This window comes from Bradyrhizobium sp. 142 (assembly GCF_023074015.1).
In the GTDB taxonomy this organism is placed as follows: Bacteria; Pseudomonadota; Alphaproteobacteria; order Rhizobiales; family Xanthobacteraceae; genus Bradyrhizobium.
Window position 1 is genome coordinate 1 of the sequence record NZ_JADPKQ010000035.1, and the last position, 16,127, is coordinate 16,127.

A 16,127-nucleotide genomic window follows, 5' to 3' on the forward strand; every position below is an offset into this window, starting at 1 on the left:
CGAAGCCGACGTGACGGAGTCCACCATCTGAACCTCTGGCGCGGACGCAAAACAAGCCGTTCGCGCTCAATCCGGTGAACCGCCGTATACGGACCCGTATGTACGGTGGTGTGGGAGGGGAGAGTCGCGAGACTCCCCCTATCCCGATTTTACTCTCGAAAACTTTAATCTGCTCATCCGAGCAGGTTGGACCGCCCTCGGGCGGTCTTTTTCCGCCTCGCCTCGGTCACTCACTGTAACGACGTAGACACCAAGAGCCCGACACACGCGATCAGCGTTGCCGTACTCAGGGTCACTACGACAAGAGCTTGCTCCGTGCGGGCTTGCAGATCGTGGTCGTCCATTGTTGCTAACAACCAGCTGGTTCAACTGGTTTCGAACTACTCAGATGGAATTTGCTGGAATGGCAGTTCGCAGTGCGCTCGCACCGTCCTAATGGGACATAAGCTCTGACAGATTACGACGCGCGCAAGCGGGAGCCAACGTGCCGCTTTAAACGTTTATAGGCGTGGACCGATCCGGAAGGTGATCGACATGGATCGAACCGAGCGCTTCTTTGCCGGAATGACCGTCGTGGGCATAATCTGCCTGTGCGCCGCATTCACGATGTGGATGCTCGTTTGAGCGAGCACTCACGCTGCCAACCAAGGCGGCGCTATTTCGGCGGTTGCCATCTTGGCAAGGTCAGCCACTCGGTTATGTGAGACGCGATTTCATTCTGGCGGGCGTTCCTAAGCAGACTGTCTCGTTTGTGTCCTGGCGGGCATGACCGGGCTTCATCACGTAGCTGTTGAGCTTCTAGATCAAGCCGAGCCTTTAACGAGGCTTTTCGTATGAACCGCAGGCGCTTCATGGCGCACACTCATCTCTACGAACCTACCCCAGTGTAAAACTCCGAACTCGGTATGTTGGTTCTGGATCGACCCCTCTGGGTTCGTAATCCGTTCGTTGGGGACTATGAATAAGGCCCCGACGCTCGCACGTCGGGGCCCTTCAAGATCATTAGGCTCGGGTACATCCGCCGTGCTCTCCGGTCTTTGATGTCACCGATTACCGCACCCGATTTGGCTCAGAATGTGGCACGGGCTGCGGCATCGCCGCGACGACAATCTTCTCGGAAGCATTTGCTGCCAGTTCGCGCTTGCGCCATTCGGCGCGGCGTTGACGCTCCGCCGCCAACCCCTTACGCGCCTCCACGTCCCAGATGATCTTGTCGATCTCCGCACCATCCAGCGTCCGCTTGATCCGCAGCACCGTGGAAAGCACCATCAGGATGTCGCCATACGGCATGAGCAAATCACGTGCGGCGATCTCGCAATGCGCGAGGAACGTTTCGATTGCTTCTTCGCTGCGGCACATGAGGAGGGCGAGCTCACGCGCCTGCCGTAGATCATCGGCGGCAGGTCCAGCGTGCTCATCACCCAACAAGATGCGCTCAGCAGCGCGGCCAGCCATCAGCTTGCATATGTGAGAATAAATGCTGGCAAAGACATCGGCCCTCGCCAGAATTCGGCATCAAGGACGCAAGCGTCCGACGAACCTCGGACGCGTCGCCGCGACCATCCTTGAATGCCGCGGCATGGCCCATACCCCAGCATACCCCTTCTGTGCCAATAGCAGGGTTCGGCGTCACGCTCACACCGCCAAGAGGATGACCGAGCAGACGCGCACAAAGCGCATGCCCAGCTTCGTGCGCCGCAATCCGCCGATCCTGCTCCTCGGTTCGCCCGAGCGCCGCAAGCAAGTCGTCATACTCGTCACGTTCTTCAACGGCATCGCTCATTCAAACACCCCTGCAGCCGCGCCACTGAAGCAATGGCGCGGCTGCGTCTGCCGATGATCCGCGTCTGCGCAGAGGAACACCCATCAGCCCCGCGATGTTGTCGAAGATGTAGGTGAAATCCGACGGAGCCGGCGCGCTGCGGTTGCGGAAGCTGGGATAGTCGGCGGCGATCAGATGAAAGTTGTCGGCAAGCAGCGGCAGCAGGGGCTCCCACATCCGCGACGAGGACGGAAAGCCGTGCAGCAGCAGCACGGTCGGTGCGTCGGCCGGCCCGGCCTCGCGATAGAATATCTTGAGGCCCTGGACATCGACGGTGTGATAGCTGATCGAGCGCCGGCTCGAATTGAGCGCCGATGCCGGAAGCGCCATGCAGGCCATGGCGGCCGCGACCGTCAGCAAGCTTGGTATGTTCATATCATTGCGTCCCTGAGAGGCGTGTCCACGGAAGCGAGCAACCGCGCCCAAGAACATCGTCAGTCGCCCGCAGCGAGCTCGTGCGTTGGTTCGCTGCTCGCAAGACCAATCTGCACCCAAGTGGCGCCGTTGGCTCGTTATCTGGTGTTAGACGTTGCGAGCGCCCCGCGACTCGTCGCCTCTATTCGAAGACGGCGTCGAAGATCTCGACATCGACCAGCACCGGCTTGGCGATCACGGTTCCATCAGGCCGCAGAGTCTGTGTACGCCGAAGCGTCGGCACCACGATGCCGCCGAAGCTGTCATGGGCCCAGGATGAATGTGCGACCTTCATTCCAAAGAGTTCGTGATCCGTCCGCCGCTGCAGGGCGCGCTCATCGAAATAGAAGATCTGCTCGCGCGCGAGAGTGATGAGGTTCTGCGGAAATTGTGCTCGCAAGCGCCGCCAGGTCTCGGTGTTTTCACGCCAGGGCGACAGTTCCTCAATCACGACATCGGGATGGGCGAGGAGAAATGGACTGGTCAGATAGCTCCAGATGGCGACGCCACAGAAGAAGACGAGTTGCAGCTCGTCGGCCAGACTGTGTGCATCGGCCTCGGCGAATCCGAGGTCCGGGTTGCGCCAGGATCGCAGCACCTTGCCTTCCAGGCTCTCGATCGTGATCGTGTCCGGCTGAAACGAGCCGGACTGTTCTCCCCCGGTAATGCCGGTGAAGCGGACCGATTGCGTTCGCGTCGATCCCTCCGCGGTCACATCCTTGAATTCACGGGCATGTCCGGCGCCGGAGAACAGTGTTCCCCCAACGGAAAGATGCAGCGTGAACCGGCTCAAACTGTTCCAGCGGGCCAAACCGCCGCTGGCCTCGATCACGTCGTCAAGAAGTGCCATGTTTCGCCGCATCCACCGTGAAGTGTAACCACCATGGCGGGGCGGGTGCGGCTTGGCGTGTTAGAAGTTGTTAGGAGTTGCAAGCGCCTGATTTGGCGGTATCCCGTTGAAGATGCTTTCAATTCAGGCTGCCTAGGAGCCCATTGGCGGTGACCAGATCACGGGTCGAGATGCCTTCCTGATACTGCGCCACGATCGGCGCGAGCAGGGTGCGTGCATCGCCCGTCCGTCCGGCGCGCTGCCAGACGCGGGCGAGGCTGATGGCCCCCCGCAACTCCCAGCCCAGCGCACATTGCCGGCGCGACAGGACAAGCGATTTCTGGAGATAGTCCTCGGCCGCCACGGCGTCGCCCGCCCCCGCGAGGATGTCCCCCTTGACCCGGAGCATCTCCGGCATGTCGAAGGATTCGCCGTGATCGCCGATCTGGGCGATGGCGTCGTCGATGGTGCGCAGGGCCTCGTCGGATTCGTTCTGGGACGCGAGACCCTCCGCCAGCGCGGTCGCAAACACCGTCGTCATGATCCGGTGCCGGGTCGCGTACAGCGTCACCTGGCTGCGGCGAAGGTGTTCGATGCCGCCGGCGACATCCCCGCGGCGCAGCAGAAGCTCGCCCTTCTGGCCGATTCCGACCGCGTGATAGGGGCCGAGGAAGTGCCGCTCGGCATGATTGGTCAGCCGTTCGATCATGATTTCGGCGTTGGCCCAGTCACCGACCCAGAGGAAAACGTAGATCGTCCAGATCAGGGCAATGCCGAGCGTGAGCGGCTGCTCGAGCTGCTCGGCCTCGCGAACGGTGTATCTGGCCGCTTCGATCGCGCGATCGGACCGGCCGGTGAGCCAGAGCCCCCGCGCCAGCGCCACCAGCGCCACGATACGGTCGTCATAGCCGAGATGGCCGATATTCTGCCGCTGCGAGCCGGGATTGTGTACCATCGCGCTCTCGCAGAACTGTACGGCCTTGTCCTGGTTGCCGATCAGATGATGCGCCACCCCCAGCATCCATTCCACGTTCAGCGTGCTGGCGGGATCGTTCAACTTCCGCGCAACGCTTTGGCCCTGTTCGCCGGTCCCGAGTGCGCCGTGAAAATCTCCGACCCTGGTCATGTAGATGTGCAATCCGCGCAGCAGCCACAGCTGCCAGTGCAGGTCCTCGAGCTCCCGCGCGAGTTGAAGGCTTCGCGTGAACGCCGAGCGAACCGCTTCGGTATTGCCCTGCGTGAACATCACGGAGACGCCGAGAGCGGCCTGCAACGTCATCTCCTGTCGGCTGTCGACGGAAGCCATATCGACAACTGTCAGTGCCTGCTGCGTCCAACGGTAGCACTCCGTCAGCAATGTCAGTTCGAGGAAGAACTGCGCCGTCGACGCCGCCAGATCCACGCCGACCGCCCGGTCGCCGCCCTCGGAAAAACTCCAGGTCAGCGCGGCGCGGACATTGGGCAGGTGGTCGGCGTAGGGAAGAAAGCCGCCGGTGCTCTGCATGCCCATCGATTTGAGGGCAATATCGCGCAGGACGTCGCGGAAATATTCGGCGTGGGCGCGCGCGACCCGAGCAGCTTCCCCGTTCTCGATCAGCTTGTCCGCCGCGAAGGCCCGGGTGGTGTCGAGCAGGCGATATCGCAGCCGCCGTTCGGCGGGGAAGGTCGCAATCAGGGATTTCGAGAGCAGGTTCGAGATGGCCTCGACCGCTTCGGATTCGCTGATGCTTTGGGAGGAGGCGACGGCAAGAGCGGCCTCCAGCGTGAAGGGGCCGGCGAACACCGACAATCCGCGCAGCGTGGCGCTTTCGGCTGCCGGCAGCAGGTCGTAGCTCCAGGCAAGCGCCGCGCTCAGGGTCTGGTGCCGCGGGATCGCGGTCCGCCGCCCCCGCCATAGCAGTGAGAAGCGGCTGTCGAGCAGCGAGGCTGTGCCGGCGATTCCATAAGCATTGACGCGTCCGGCAGCCAGCTCGATCGCGAGCGCAATGCCGTCCAGCCGCCGGCAGATCTCGGCCACGAGCGGTGCGTCGTCCTCGCTCAGCTCGAATTCACTCAGGCTCTCGCCGATGCGTTCGACGAACAGCTGGCTTGCTGGATAGGCGAGAATGTCGGCCATGCTCAGTCCGTCGCGCTCGGGCGGGCAATCGAGCGGAAACAGCCGATGGACGCGCTCACCTTCGGTGCGAAAGGACTCGCGGCTGGTGGCGAGAATATGCAGCTCGGGCGCCTCCTGCACGATGCGCTCGGCCAGCGGCGCGAGCTCGTCGAGGATGTGTTCGCAGCTGTCGAAAACCAGCAGCATCCGCCGGCTGCGCAGGAATGTCAGCAGGCCTGGTATCGGGTCCTCGGAATTGACGGTCAGGCCAAGCGCGGCGGCAATGGTGCCGGGAACGAGCCTGGCATCCGTCAGCGCGCCGAGATCGACGAAGCTCACCTGGCCATCGAAGCCCGCAAGCTGGCCGTGCGCGACGGCGAGCGCGACGGAGGTTTTGCCGATGCCCCCCGGACCGACGATGGTCACGAAGCGATGCAGGGAAAGCTCGGCGGAAATCTTCTCGACCGCATCGTCTCGCCCGATCATCCTCGCAAGGGGTGAGGGGAGCGAGCGCGGCGAGGAGACCGGCAGGCTCGACCGGGTCTCCGGAGCTGCGGCCCGGAGCAGGGGGGCTGCGAAACAATAGCCGCGTCCGGGGACGTTGACGACATAGCGGGCGCCTTCGCCGGTATCGCCTAAAGCCTTGCGTAGCGTCGTGATGTGGAAGCGCAGGCTGCCTTCGTCGACATTGACCTCGCCCCAGACGCGCTTGATCAGCTCCCGCTTGTCAACGACCTCGCCCGGTCGTTCGGCGAGAAACATCAGGATGTCGAGCGCGCGACCGCCGAGGTGAAGCGGAGCGCCATCCTTCTCCAACTGCCGCGACTTGGGAAACAGCCGAAAGGCCCCGAAGGCAATCGCCGAGTCCTGGTCGTTAGTGTCTGGCACGGGCCATGATTCCAAGGAAAAGGTAGTGCTGCTGTCGGCTCGTCTGATCTACCCGAATGAGGCCTTGAGTAAACGGGCCGAAAACGGCGAAATCACGTAACGGGACCGAGATAAGCCAAAGGTACAAAGATTAGATGTCGCAAATTTCGCTTAAAGGCGAACGGCTTATGCGGCAATCGGGAAGACGCGGCGAAGCCTCTGACGGCCAAAACGGCGTTTGCCGTGCAATCCTCGCCTGCCATCGATCATAACAACATCTTGCAACGCCTAACGAGCGTAAGTCGGAGCTCTCCTCCAGTATGGCCTTGGAGTTAGATCCTACTTTCAACGGGGGAGGCTATCATGCCCGCGCTCGGTTCTCGGTCGCACGACAATGTCGCCCGATCTCAATATGTCACCAACCTGGACGATCAATCGCGTGACTGGGAACTCGTGTTGCGTGAATCCCACCACCGGATGAAGAACACGCTGACACTGCTGGGTGCGTCAGTTCGCCGCGACTTCACGCGGGCCGGCACCAGGGACATGTCACTTGCGGTAGACCGGTTCGAGCGGCGCGTCGTCGCCTTTGGCAGGCTCTATCAACTTTTGTCGAGTGACGATGATCATTCGACAGTCTCCGTTGCGGCCTTTTTCGAGAACCTGTGCGGAGCTGTCTCGGAGGCTGTGCTGGAACCAGCGGGCATCCGCTGCGAGGCTGCGATCGAAAGCGGTACGCTGCCGGCATCGCAATGCCACCGGCTCGCGCTGATGCTGACGGAATTGATCACGAATGCGGCAAAACACGCCTTCCCCAACAAGAAGAACGCACTGATCCGCATCGAAATGGCCAACCGCGACGGCGCTTGGTTGTGCACGGTGGCCGACAACGGGATCGGTGCGACCGGCCCGCTTCAGGGCACCGGTAGCCGGATCCTCGAAGGGCTCGCACGCAGCGTCCGCGCCCGGATCAACGGCGAGGCGGGGGAGGGCGGCACGCGCGTGACTATCGTGATGCCGGCCGCAGCGGCCTGAGGACGGCCGAGTTCTGCTCTGCTCGCTCGCAACAACTAACAGATGCCAACCGAAACAGGGAGTTCGACATGACAGTCATCGAGACAGATCGCGAAGCCAGCGCCAAGTCCTCGAAGGCTCGCGGGGGTGATTTGAAGCTGGAGATCGTCGTCATCCCCGTGTCCGATGTCGACCGTGCCAAGGCGTTTTACACGCGCCTCGGTTGGAGGCTGGACGCCGATTTTGCCTCGGGGGACGATTGGCGCGTCATCCAGTTCACGCCGCCGGGCTCGGCCTGTTCGGTAATCTTCGGCAAGAATGTCACCGCCGCGGTGCCTGGTTCGGCGCAAGGATTGTACCTGATCGTCTCCGATCTGGAGGCGGCACGAAAAGAAATTCTCGGTCGGGGCATTGAGGTGAGCGAGCCATTCCACGGTGCCGGCGATATTCACGTGGGGCCGGACGAGCCGTATCTGTTCGGTCGCGTTCGGGTCAGCGGTGTTGACCCGGAACACGGTAGCTATAGCTCGTTTGCCGCATTCAGCGATCCCGATGGCAACGGCTGGCTGCTCCAGGAGGTTACTGCGCGACTGCCCGGGCGCATTGAGGGGGACGGTACGGCGTTCGCTTCGCAGACCGAACTGGCCGCGGCACTGCGCCGTGCAGCGGTGGCGCATGGTGAACATGAGAAGCGCACCGGCGCGCACGACGAGAACTGGGCCGATTGGTACGCCGCATACATGGTGCGCGAGCAGGCTGGACAGCCGCTGCCATAGCTGGAAGCGGATTCGCTCGACGTGCCACGGCCTCTCTGGTCGCGTCTGGTCGCGGCGCCTATAGCTCTCGCGGTGTGTGCGGCTCCTGATTAGACAACGTGGCGCGCGATGGTTTACTCGTCGCGCGCCGCGTTGCATTTGCACTGCCTGTAGCGCACTTCGTCGATCGCTCCTGCAGATCGCGCGGACTCGCAACGGCTAACGCACTCTAACAATCCATAACGAGCAAATTGAAGACGCCTGCGCCAATGTCTTTGCAGGACGAACCGAGATGTCGATTTCGAATTCGGTCAACGTCACCGACAAAAGCCAGGGAGATCCACATGCCGACGCAAGCCCGTACCGACATCCTCAACCCCGATCGCCGTCAACTGCTGAGCCAGGCCGCGATGGGTGCGGTCGCCGCCAGCGTTGCGAGCCTGCTGCCGCTGCATCCGGCCAAGGGGGCCGCAGGCGGAGCGATCCGCCCGTTCAACATCAACGTGCCCGAAGAGGATCTGGACGATCTGCGCCGGCGTCTGGCGGCGACCCGGTGGCCGGATCGCGAGGTCGTCGCCGACCAATCGCAGGGCGTGCAATTGACGACGGTGCAGCAGCTCGTGCGCTACTGGCAGACCGACTATGACTGGCGCAAGATGGAGGCGCGGCTGAACGCCTTGCCGCAATTCGTTACCGAGATCGACGGCGTCGACATCCACTTCATTCACGTGAAGTCTCGCCACGACAATGCGCTGCCGATGATCGTCACGCATGGCTGGCCGGGCTCGATCATCGAGCAGATCAAGATCGTCGGCCCGCTCACCGATCCGACGGCGCATGGTGCCAAAGCGGCGGACGCGTTCGACCTGGTGATCCCATCGCTGCCAGGTCATGGCTTCTCCGGCAAGCCGACGGCGCTCGGCTGGGATCCGCAGCGCATCGCGCGCGCCTGGATCGTGCTGATGAAGCGCCTCGGCTACAGCCGTTACGTGGCGCAGGGCGGCGACTGGGGCAATGCCGTCACCGAGCAGATGGCGCTGCTGGCGCCGCCGGAGCTGCTCGGGATTCACACCAACATGCCCGCCACCGTTCCCGATGACATCGCCAAGGTGCTCCAGCCCGGCGGCTCGCGGCCGGCAGGCCTCTCGGTCGAGGAGCGCTACGCCTACGATCAGCTCGACGATTTCTACAAGCATGGTCTCGGCTATGCGATCGAGATGTCGAACCGGCCGCAGACGCTCTATGGCCTGGTGGATTCGCCGGCGGGTCTTGCATCCTGGATGCTCGATCACGATGCGCGCAGTGCCGCGATGATCGCGCGGGTGTTCGACGGCAAGACCGAAGGCCTGTCGCGGGACGACGTCATCGACAACATCACACTCTATTGGCTCACCAATACAGCGGTGTCGTCGGCGCGGCTTTACTGGGAAAACAAGCTGGTGTTCTTCGAGCCCAAGCACGTCAAGATCCCGGTCGCAGTCAGCGTCTTCCCGGACGAGATATACGCCGCGCCGCGCAGCTGGGCCGAGAAGGCCTATCCGAAGCTGATCCACTACAACCGTCTCGACAAGGGCGGCCACTTCGCCGCCTGGGAGCAGCCCGCGCTGTTCTCTGCGGAAATGCGCACCGCGTTCCGGCCACTGCGGCAGTCGATCTGAGCCCCCGACGGGACGCGCCCTCCGCGCGTCCCGTCCTTCATACGCAGATCAGGAGCAAAGCCATGAACCGTCCCGAGCGCAGCTTCACGACCGAAGACGTCCGGCTTGAGTGCCGCCTGCCGTCATACTGGCGTGTCACTTTCGATATGCCCCCGGTGAATATCTTCGGGCCCAAACATCTTCCCCTACTCAATCACATCATCACCGCGATTGAGACCGACCCTGAGGTGAAGGTTGTCGTGTTCGACAGCGCCGTCGGGGGTTTCTTCATCACGCATTACGACTTTCTCGCGCCGCTGCAGGAGTCCCTGAGCGTCCCGCCGGGACCGACAGGCCTTCAGGCGCTGCCCGATATGCTGGTACGCCTCAGCCGCGCGCCGGTGGTGTCCATTGCCTCGATCCGGGGCCGCGCGACCGGCGTCGGTAGCGAGCTCGCGCTCGCAAGCGACATGCGCTTTGCCAGCCGCGAGAAGGCGATGCTGTCGCAATGGGAAGTCGGCGCGGGCCTTGTGCCCGGCGGCGGACCGATGGCGCGGTTGCCGCGCCTGATGGGCCGCGGCCGCGCGCTGGAGGTGCTGCTCGGTGCCGACGACATCCATGGTGACCTCGCCGAGCGCTATGGCTACGTCAACCGTTCGTTGCCGGATGCCGAACTCGACGGCTTCGTCGAGACGCTCGCCATGCGCATTGCCTCGTTCGATAAGGATGCCATTGCCGAGACCAAGCGCCTCGTCGACGTCGCGAGCCTGCCGCCGGACGTCGAGATCAAGCCGGAATGGGACGCATTCCTGGCCTCGCTCGGCCGTCCAGCAAGCCAGACCAGGATCAGGGCGCTGATGTCGCGAGGCTTCCACCGCGCCGGTGACGTCGAGAACCGGCTTGGCTTCCACGTCGGACAGATCGGCACCTGACGGAACCGCTGCGGTGCTCGACCGGTTGAAAAGGCGACAGGTGGTAACGCCGAAGCCGCCTTCCACCGGAGCGCCGGTGCCGAGAATAAACAGGGAGAAGTGAGATGATCCGCAAGGCGAAGGCAGTATGGAAGGGCACCGGCCGCGATGGCAGCGGCCAATTGTCAAGTGAATCCGGCGTGCTCGCGGAGACGCCCTATTCATTCAAGACCCGCTTCGAGAACGAGAAGGGGACGAATCCCGAAGAATTGATCGCGGCGGCGCACGCCGGCTGCTTCACCATGGCGCTGGCCTTCGGCCTTCAGCTGGCCGGCTTCACACCGACCGAGCTCTCCACGGAAGCGGCGGTCAGCCTCGAGCCCGAAGGCAAGGGGTTCAAGATCAGCAAGTCTGCGCTGACCTTGCGCGCCAAGGTGCCGAACCTCGACGATGCCGGTTTCGCCCGCATCGCCGGTGAGGCCGAGAAGAACTGTCCGGTGTCGAAAGTGCTCAATGTTGAGATCACGCTCGACGCCAAGCTTATCTAATGCGAGCTTGCAACATCGTGCCCATCCGGTCCTGGTCGAGGAAGCTGAATCTTCGAGGCGTCATCGTCACTTCGAGAGGAACCGGATGGACATCCAAACTTGGCCGGCTCACGCCGCGCGGCGCAGAGCTTGTGGTGCGACCGGTGCTGAACGGACAGGCCGATCCATTGGGAGCTGACACATGACAACAGAGCGTGCAGTTTTGGCTGGAGGTTGCTTCTGGGGCATGCAGGATCTCATCCGCAAGCAGCCCGGCGTAATCTCGACCCGCGTCGGCTACACCGGCGGTAAGGTGAAGAACGCCACCTATCGCAATCACGAAGGCCACGCAGAAGCGATCGAGATCATCTTCGATCCCGCGAAGACGGGCTACCGGACGATGCTGGAGTTCTTCTTCCAGATCCACGATCCCACCACCCTCAATCGCCAGGGCAACGACATGGGAACGAGCTATCGCTCGGCGATCTTCTACACCACTGACGAGCAGAAGAGGGTCGCCGAAGACGTTATCGCCGATGTCGAGGCATCGCATCTGTGGCCCGGCAAGGTGGTCACCGAAGTCTCGCCCGTCGGCGAATTCTGGGAGGCCGAGCCCGAGCATCAGGATTATCTCGAGCGCTATCCCGATGGCTACACCTGCCACTTCATCCGGCCAAACTGGAAGCTGCCGCGGCGCGGGGCTGCTGCGGCAGGTTAGGGCGGGCCGCACTCGGATGGCCGGCTCTGGCCTGAGGACGGCGTTGCGACGATCTCGCCGAAGGAGCGCGTGTCTTGATCGATGAGTCCGATAGCGCTGAGGCCTTTCCGGCTCCGCGCCGTCAGGTCTGCAATTGCGCGATCAGGTCGTACGCGACACGCATGTCGGCAATGTCCGAGGCCTCTGCAAATGACCCGCAGACGTTCTCCAGAACTGACCTGGCGTCTGCATTCCGTCCCTGTCCAATTCTGAACCGCGCGATGCTGATCGCGCATCTGAGCTCCCAGAACCGTGCACCCTGCTGCGTGGCGATCTCCATGGCCTCGCCAAAACATTTTTCGGCGGCCGGCAGGTTCTTCGCCTGCTTGAGCACCAGCTCTCCCTTGATGCGGATCAGCTCGGGCAGATACCAGCGCTCCTGACGGTCGTTGCAACGGGCTAAGACGTCCTTGATCATATCAAGGCCACGTTCGGCCTGATCGGCCTCTCCGAAACACGCCGCAAGCTCGCCAAGGAGCGGAAGAAAGCGCGGCAGGAAGCGCGCATCGCCGGCGCGATTGAGCTCTTCGCGCAATAGCGGCAGGCCCGTGGCGAGGTCGCCCCGCTTCGCAATGACCGCCGCGTTGAATGCCCGCGCCCACAGGCCCCACAGCCGGATTGCGTGGCGCTCGGTGTGCTCGAGCAGCTCGGTGCCGTGGCGTTCCGCGGCGTCGAAATCGCCGGCCAGGAAGGCGATCGGGCAGGCGGCTTGCCCCAGCACGCTGCAGAAGGTCAGCGCGTGGCCGTTGGCGCGGCCTTCCTCGATGTTTCTGGCGGCGAGCGCCTGGGCCTGATCGGCCAGGCCTTGTAGCCATAGAATGCGGGCCCGGAAATATTGCGTCGATATCCTGAGATCGAGCGGGAAGATCTTGGGCTTCTCCACGAGCACATGCAACGATGCGTTCACCCGGTCGATACGCAGCCGCGCGTCCGTCTGGTCTCCGAGATAATGCAGAGCGACCGCCATCAGCCGATCCGCCAGCATCAGATCGGTCTTGTCGGACGAGTTCGCCGCGGCCTCTGCAAAGCGATCGGCCAGTGCGCGCGCCTTGCCGAATTGTCCGTTGTTGAACTGGTCGATGCACAATCCCCAGAGCGCGCGAAGCCGGAAATCCTTGTCGTCGAGCCGGTCAGCCAATTCGAGGGTCGTCTCGAGGATCGGGCGCGCCTCGCGTGCGCGCCCCTCGCCGTACATCAGCGACCAGCCGAGTGCGGAGAGGAGCTGCATGCGTATACGGTCATCGCCGCCGGTGTCTCCAAGCGCAGCGAGCGCAATTCTGACGCGCTCGCGGCATTCGGCGAACAATGAAAGACGGACCCACAGCGTGACCGTCGCCGCCGTCAGTGCGATACCCAGCGCAGAGTCGCCATCGGGCGCGAAAGCCCAATCCAGCGCCGCACGCGCGTTGTCCAGCTCCGAGCCATAGATGCTCAGCCATTCCGGCAGCGGAGCTGATGTGTCGGATTCCGCCGCCTCGAAGAAGTCGCGAAAATGCTCGGCATGGCGCCGCGCGAATTGCCTTGTTTCGCCGAGTTCGTTCAGCTTGCCGAGCGCATAGGTGCGCGTGGTGTCGAGCAGACGATGGCGCAGCATCCGTGAGCCGGACGGCGAGATCAGCGATTTGGTGACCAGGCTGTCGATCGCTTCGAGAGTTTGCAATGTGCTGAGGCCGTCGCCCGACGCGACCGCGGCAGCCGCTTCCGGAGTAAACGGCCCGACGAAGACCGACAGACGTCGCAGGGTGGCGCTCTCGGCCGCGGACAGCAGGTCGTAGCTCCAGTCGAGCGCCGCGGCGAGCGTCTGGTGTCGCGGAACAGCGGTGCGTCGCCCCCGCCATTGCAGTGAAAAGCGGCTGTCGAGCAGGGACGCCGTGCCCGCGATGCCGTATGCGTTGACGCGGCCCGCCGCAAGCTCGATCGCAAGCGCAATGCCATCGAGGCGCCGGCAAATATTGGCAACGAGGGGCGCCTCTTCTGGGCTGAGCTGGAATGGACCTGAGCTCTGCGCAATGCGCTCGACGAAGAGCTGGGCTGCAGGGTAGGCAAGGACCTCGGCGACGTTCAGTCCGTCGCGCTCGGGCGGACAATCCAGTGGGAATAGCCGGAAGATCCGTTCCCCTTCGCTCCGGAACGACTCGCGGCTGGTTGCGAGAACGTGAACTCGCGGCGCATCGCGAACGATGCGCTCGACCAGCGGTGCCAATGTATCCAGCACATGTTCGCAACCATCGAGGATCAGTAGGACCGGGCTTGCCTTCAGGAACGCCAGCAGACCCGGCATCGGATCCTCCGAGCTGATGGTCAATCTCAGTGCGGAGGCAATGGTGGTTGCAACGAGGCTGGCATCCCTTAGCGGACCGAAGTCGACAAAGAAGACGCGTCCGCCGAAGTCCGCCGAGCGGCGATGCCCGACGGCCACTGCGACCGCGGTCTTGCCGATGCCGCCCGGGCCGACCACGGTCATGAAGCGATGGAGCGAAAGCCCGTTCGATATTTTCTCGACGACCTCCTCGCGTCCGACCATTTTTGCGAGCGGCGCTGGAAGGGAGCGCGGACGGACGATTTCGGCGGTGGGCGGGACGACCGACGGGGGAGCTTGCGCGAGGGAAGCGACGAAGCAATAGCCGCGACCGGGCACATTGACCACATAACGGGCAGCTTTGCCGGTATCGCCGAGCGCCTTGCGCAGCGCTGCGATATGGAAGCGCAGACTGCCCTCGTCGACATTGACGTTGGCCCAGATGCGCTTGACCAGCACTCGCTTGTCGACGACTTCACCGGGGCGCCCGGCGAGAAAGATCAGAATATCCAGCGCGCGGCCGCCGAGATGCAGCGGCGCGCCATCCTTCTCCAGGAGCCGGGACCTTGGAAGCAGCCGGAATGGTCCAAATGAAATGGCCGAGTCTTCGTCAGTACGATCTGGCACGCGCCGTTGCCGCCTCGACGGGAGTCGAAATTGGTTGCATCTGGTCTAGCAGATCGAGACGTTGAGTAAACTGGCCGAAAGCAGTGGGCGCCTCCGCGTTTCCGGCCGGGCCGCTTGATTCTCAGTCCCGCCGTGCACGAAATATCGCTTTGAAACTAGCAGCTTAGGTCAGTCGCGTTGTGGCGGCGAGAAGGGCTGGGCCGTTTGGCGCGGGTTTGCTGCGACGATGCGCGCTGAAAGCGTGACGAGACCCATCAGTGCCGCCAGGAGCCAGAACGCTACCGGCAGCCCGACCGCCCGAGCGACGAAACCGACGCCGGCGGGGCCGATGAGGATGCCCGCATAGCCGGCGGTCGTGATGGCCGCGACGGCGAGACCTGTAGGCATCACCGTCTGTGTGGCTGCCCGGCGAAATAGCACCGGCACGAGGTTCGAAGCCCCTAAGCCGATGAGAAGAAAGCCGCTCATGGCGACCGCGGCGACGGAGGCGGTGAGCAGGACCGCAAAGCCCACGATCGCAAGCAGGCTGCCCCAGAATAATGTCGCGTGATCTCCGACACGGGCCACGACGGCGTCACCGCCGAGCCGCCCGGCGGTCATGGCGATCGAAAACACGATGTAACCGGCCCCGCCTTGCGCTTCGGAGAGAAGCCCTGCGCCGATGACGAGCAGTGCGCCCCAATCGAGCATCGCGCCTTCGACCAGAAAAGTGATCGCGCAGAGCAGCGCGAGCAGGAGCACCGATCCGTGCGGTAGCACGAACAGCAGTTCCTGCTGCGCCTTGGTCGAGCGAAGCAGGCGTGGCCACGCGATCAGCGTGGCGATCAGCATCAGGACGGAGCAGATCAGCGTGCAGGCGAGCGCGCCGAGATGCAGCGAGAGCAATAATGTCATCAGGGCGGATCCGGCGAAGCCGCCGATGCTGAACAGCGCATGAAAGCCGGACATCAGCGGGCGCCCCGCGGCGCGCTCGACCTCCACGGCGTGGATGTTCATGGCGACGTCGATGGAGCCAAGCGCTGCGCCGAATGCCAGCAGCACCAGTGCCAGTGTCACCGGCGAGCCTGCGATTGCCAATAGCGGCAGGACCAGCGCCAGACCAAGCCCGCCGGCGATGATAATCGGCTTGCTGCCGTAGCGTGCGCTCATGACGCCGGTCAAGAGCATCGCGACGACCGAGCCGATGCCGAGGCTGAGCAGGAGCAAGCCGAGGATGCCGTCGTCAACGGCGAGTCGCGCCTTCGCGAACGGTACCAGCGGCGCCCAGCACGCGATGCCGAAGCCCGCGACCAGGAAGGCGAGTCGGGTCGCAAGGCGCGTCGCCGGCCGGTCAGCAGAAGACATGAGGAACTCCAGGGAGGGGTAGTGGCGCGGTCGAGAAGCCAGAAGATTGCTGCGCCATTATGTCCGAGGCGTGCACGAATTGTCGCGGTCGGCATCGGAGAGCAGCAGGCGGATGCGAAGACCTCTCGGTTCGTTGTCGAGCAGCAGCAGCGTTCCGTCATGCGCGGTCACGATCGCCTGCGTGATCGAAGGCCGAAGCCGGATCCCGCCGTTTCGTCCATGCTGCGGG

12 protein-coding genes and 1 pseudogene are annotated in these 16,127 nt (G+C 63.4%); 6 read left to right on the forward strand and 7 right to left on the reverse strand.

What is annotated here, in order from left to right; genetic code table 11:
* Nucleotides 1-1,050: 1,050 nt before the first annotated feature.
* The 5 genes and pseudogenes from IVA82_RS03035 to IVA82_RS03055 all read right to left on the reverse strand — a co-directional run bounded on the left by IVA82_RS03035 (nt 1,051) and on the right by IVA82_RS03055 (nt 6,048).
* Nucleotides 1,051-1,455: a hypothetical protein gene (locus IVA82_RS03035; RefSeq protein WP_247382708.1), complete on the reverse strand. Its 405-nt coding sequence runs from the start codon at nt 1,453-1,455 to the stop codon at nt 1,051-1,053.
* Nucleotides 1,436-1,783 carry a hypothetical protein gene (locus tag IVA82_RS03040; RefSeq protein ID WP_247382709.1) on the reverse strand — a complete coding sequence of 116 codons (348 nt, stop codon included), beginning with the start codon at nt 1,781-1,783 and terminating at the stop codon, nt 1,436-1,438. Before IVA82_RS03040 ends, IVA82_RS03035 begins: the two co-directional genes overlap by 20 nt.
* A gap of 78 nt (nt 1,784-1,861) precedes the next feature.
* Nucleotides 1,862-2,197: pseudogene (locus tag IVA82_RS03045) on the reverse strand (alpha/beta fold hydrolase); the annotation flags it as partial.
* Between the two features lie 181 nt (nt 2,198-2,378).
* Complete coding sequence (locus tag IVA82_RS03050) at nt 2,379-3,086, reverse strand: hypothetical protein (protein WP_249815093.1); 708 nt, start codon at nt 3,084-3,086, stop codon at nt 2,379-2,381.
* 118 nt (nt 3,087-3,204) lie between these two features.
* Nucleotides 3,205-6,048, reverse strand: coding sequence for a winged helix-turn-helix domain-containing protein (locus IVA82_RS03055; protein WP_247382711.1), 2,844 nt, complete (start codon nt 6,046-6,048; stop codon nt 3,205-3,207).
* A 342-nt stretch (nt 6,049-6,390) separates the two neighbouring features.
* Between IVA82_RS03055 and IVA82_RS03060 the strand changes: the two genes are divergently transcribed.
* The 6 genes from IVA82_RS03060 (at nt 6,391) to msrA (ending at nt 11,589) form a co-directional block, all read left to right on the forward strand.
* Nucleotides 6,391-7,062, forward strand: a complete 672-nt coding sequence (locus IVA82_RS03060; protein WP_247382712.1) for a sensor histidine kinase — start codon at nt 6,391-6,393, stop codon at nt 7,060-7,062.
* Nucleotides 7,063-7,130: 68 nt separating this feature from the next.
* Entirely contained in the window at nt 7,131-7,817 is a 687-nt protein-coding gene (locus IVA82_RS03065; RefSeq protein ID WP_247382713.1) for a VOC family protein, read from the forward strand.
* 323 nt (nt 7,818-8,140) lie between these two features.
* Complete coding sequence (locus tag IVA82_RS03070; RefSeq protein WP_247382714.1) at nt 8,141-9,454, forward strand: epoxide hydrolase family protein; 1,314 nt, start codon at nt 8,141-8,143, stop codon at nt 9,452-9,454.
* A gap of 62 nt (nt 9,455-9,516) precedes the next feature.
* Nucleotides 9,517-10,365, forward strand: coding sequence for an enoyl-CoA hydratase/isomerase family protein (locus tag IVA82_RS03075; RefSeq protein ID WP_247382715.1), 849 nt, complete (start codon nt 9,517-9,519; stop codon nt 10,363-10,365).
* Between the two features lie 104 nt (nt 10,366-10,469).
* The gene (locus IVA82_RS03080; RefSeq protein WP_247382716.1) at nt 10,470-10,892 is read left to right on the forward strand and encodes an OsmC family protein; all 423 of its coding nucleotides are present in this window, start codon (nt 10,470-10,472) and stop codon (nt 10,890-10,892) included.
* 181 nt (nt 10,893-11,073) lie between these two features.
* Entirely contained in the window at nt 11,074-11,589 is a 516-nt protein-coding gene (msrA, locus tag IVA82_RS03085; RefSeq protein ID WP_247382717.1) for a peptide-methionine (S)-S-oxide reductase MsrA, read from the forward strand.
* Between the two features lie 121 nt (nt 11,590-11,710).
* On the opposite strand, the gene IVA82_RS03090 is transcribed toward msrA, so the two are convergent.
* Both IVA82_RS03090 and IVA82_RS03095 read right to left on the reverse strand, forming a co-directional pair.
* Nucleotides 11,711-14,554, reverse strand: a complete 2,844-nt coding sequence (locus tag IVA82_RS03090) for a winged helix-turn-helix domain-containing protein (protein ID WP_247382718.1) — start codon at nt 14,552-14,554, stop codon at nt 11,711-11,713.
* A gap of 168 nt (nt 14,555-14,722) precedes the next feature.
* On the reverse strand, nt 14,723-15,898 hold the full coding sequence (locus IVA82_RS03095; RefSeq protein ID WP_247382719.1) for an MFS transporter: 1,176 nt from the start codon (nt 15,896-15,898) through the stop codon (nt 14,723-14,725).
* Nucleotides 15,899-16,127: the final 229 nt, after the last annotated feature.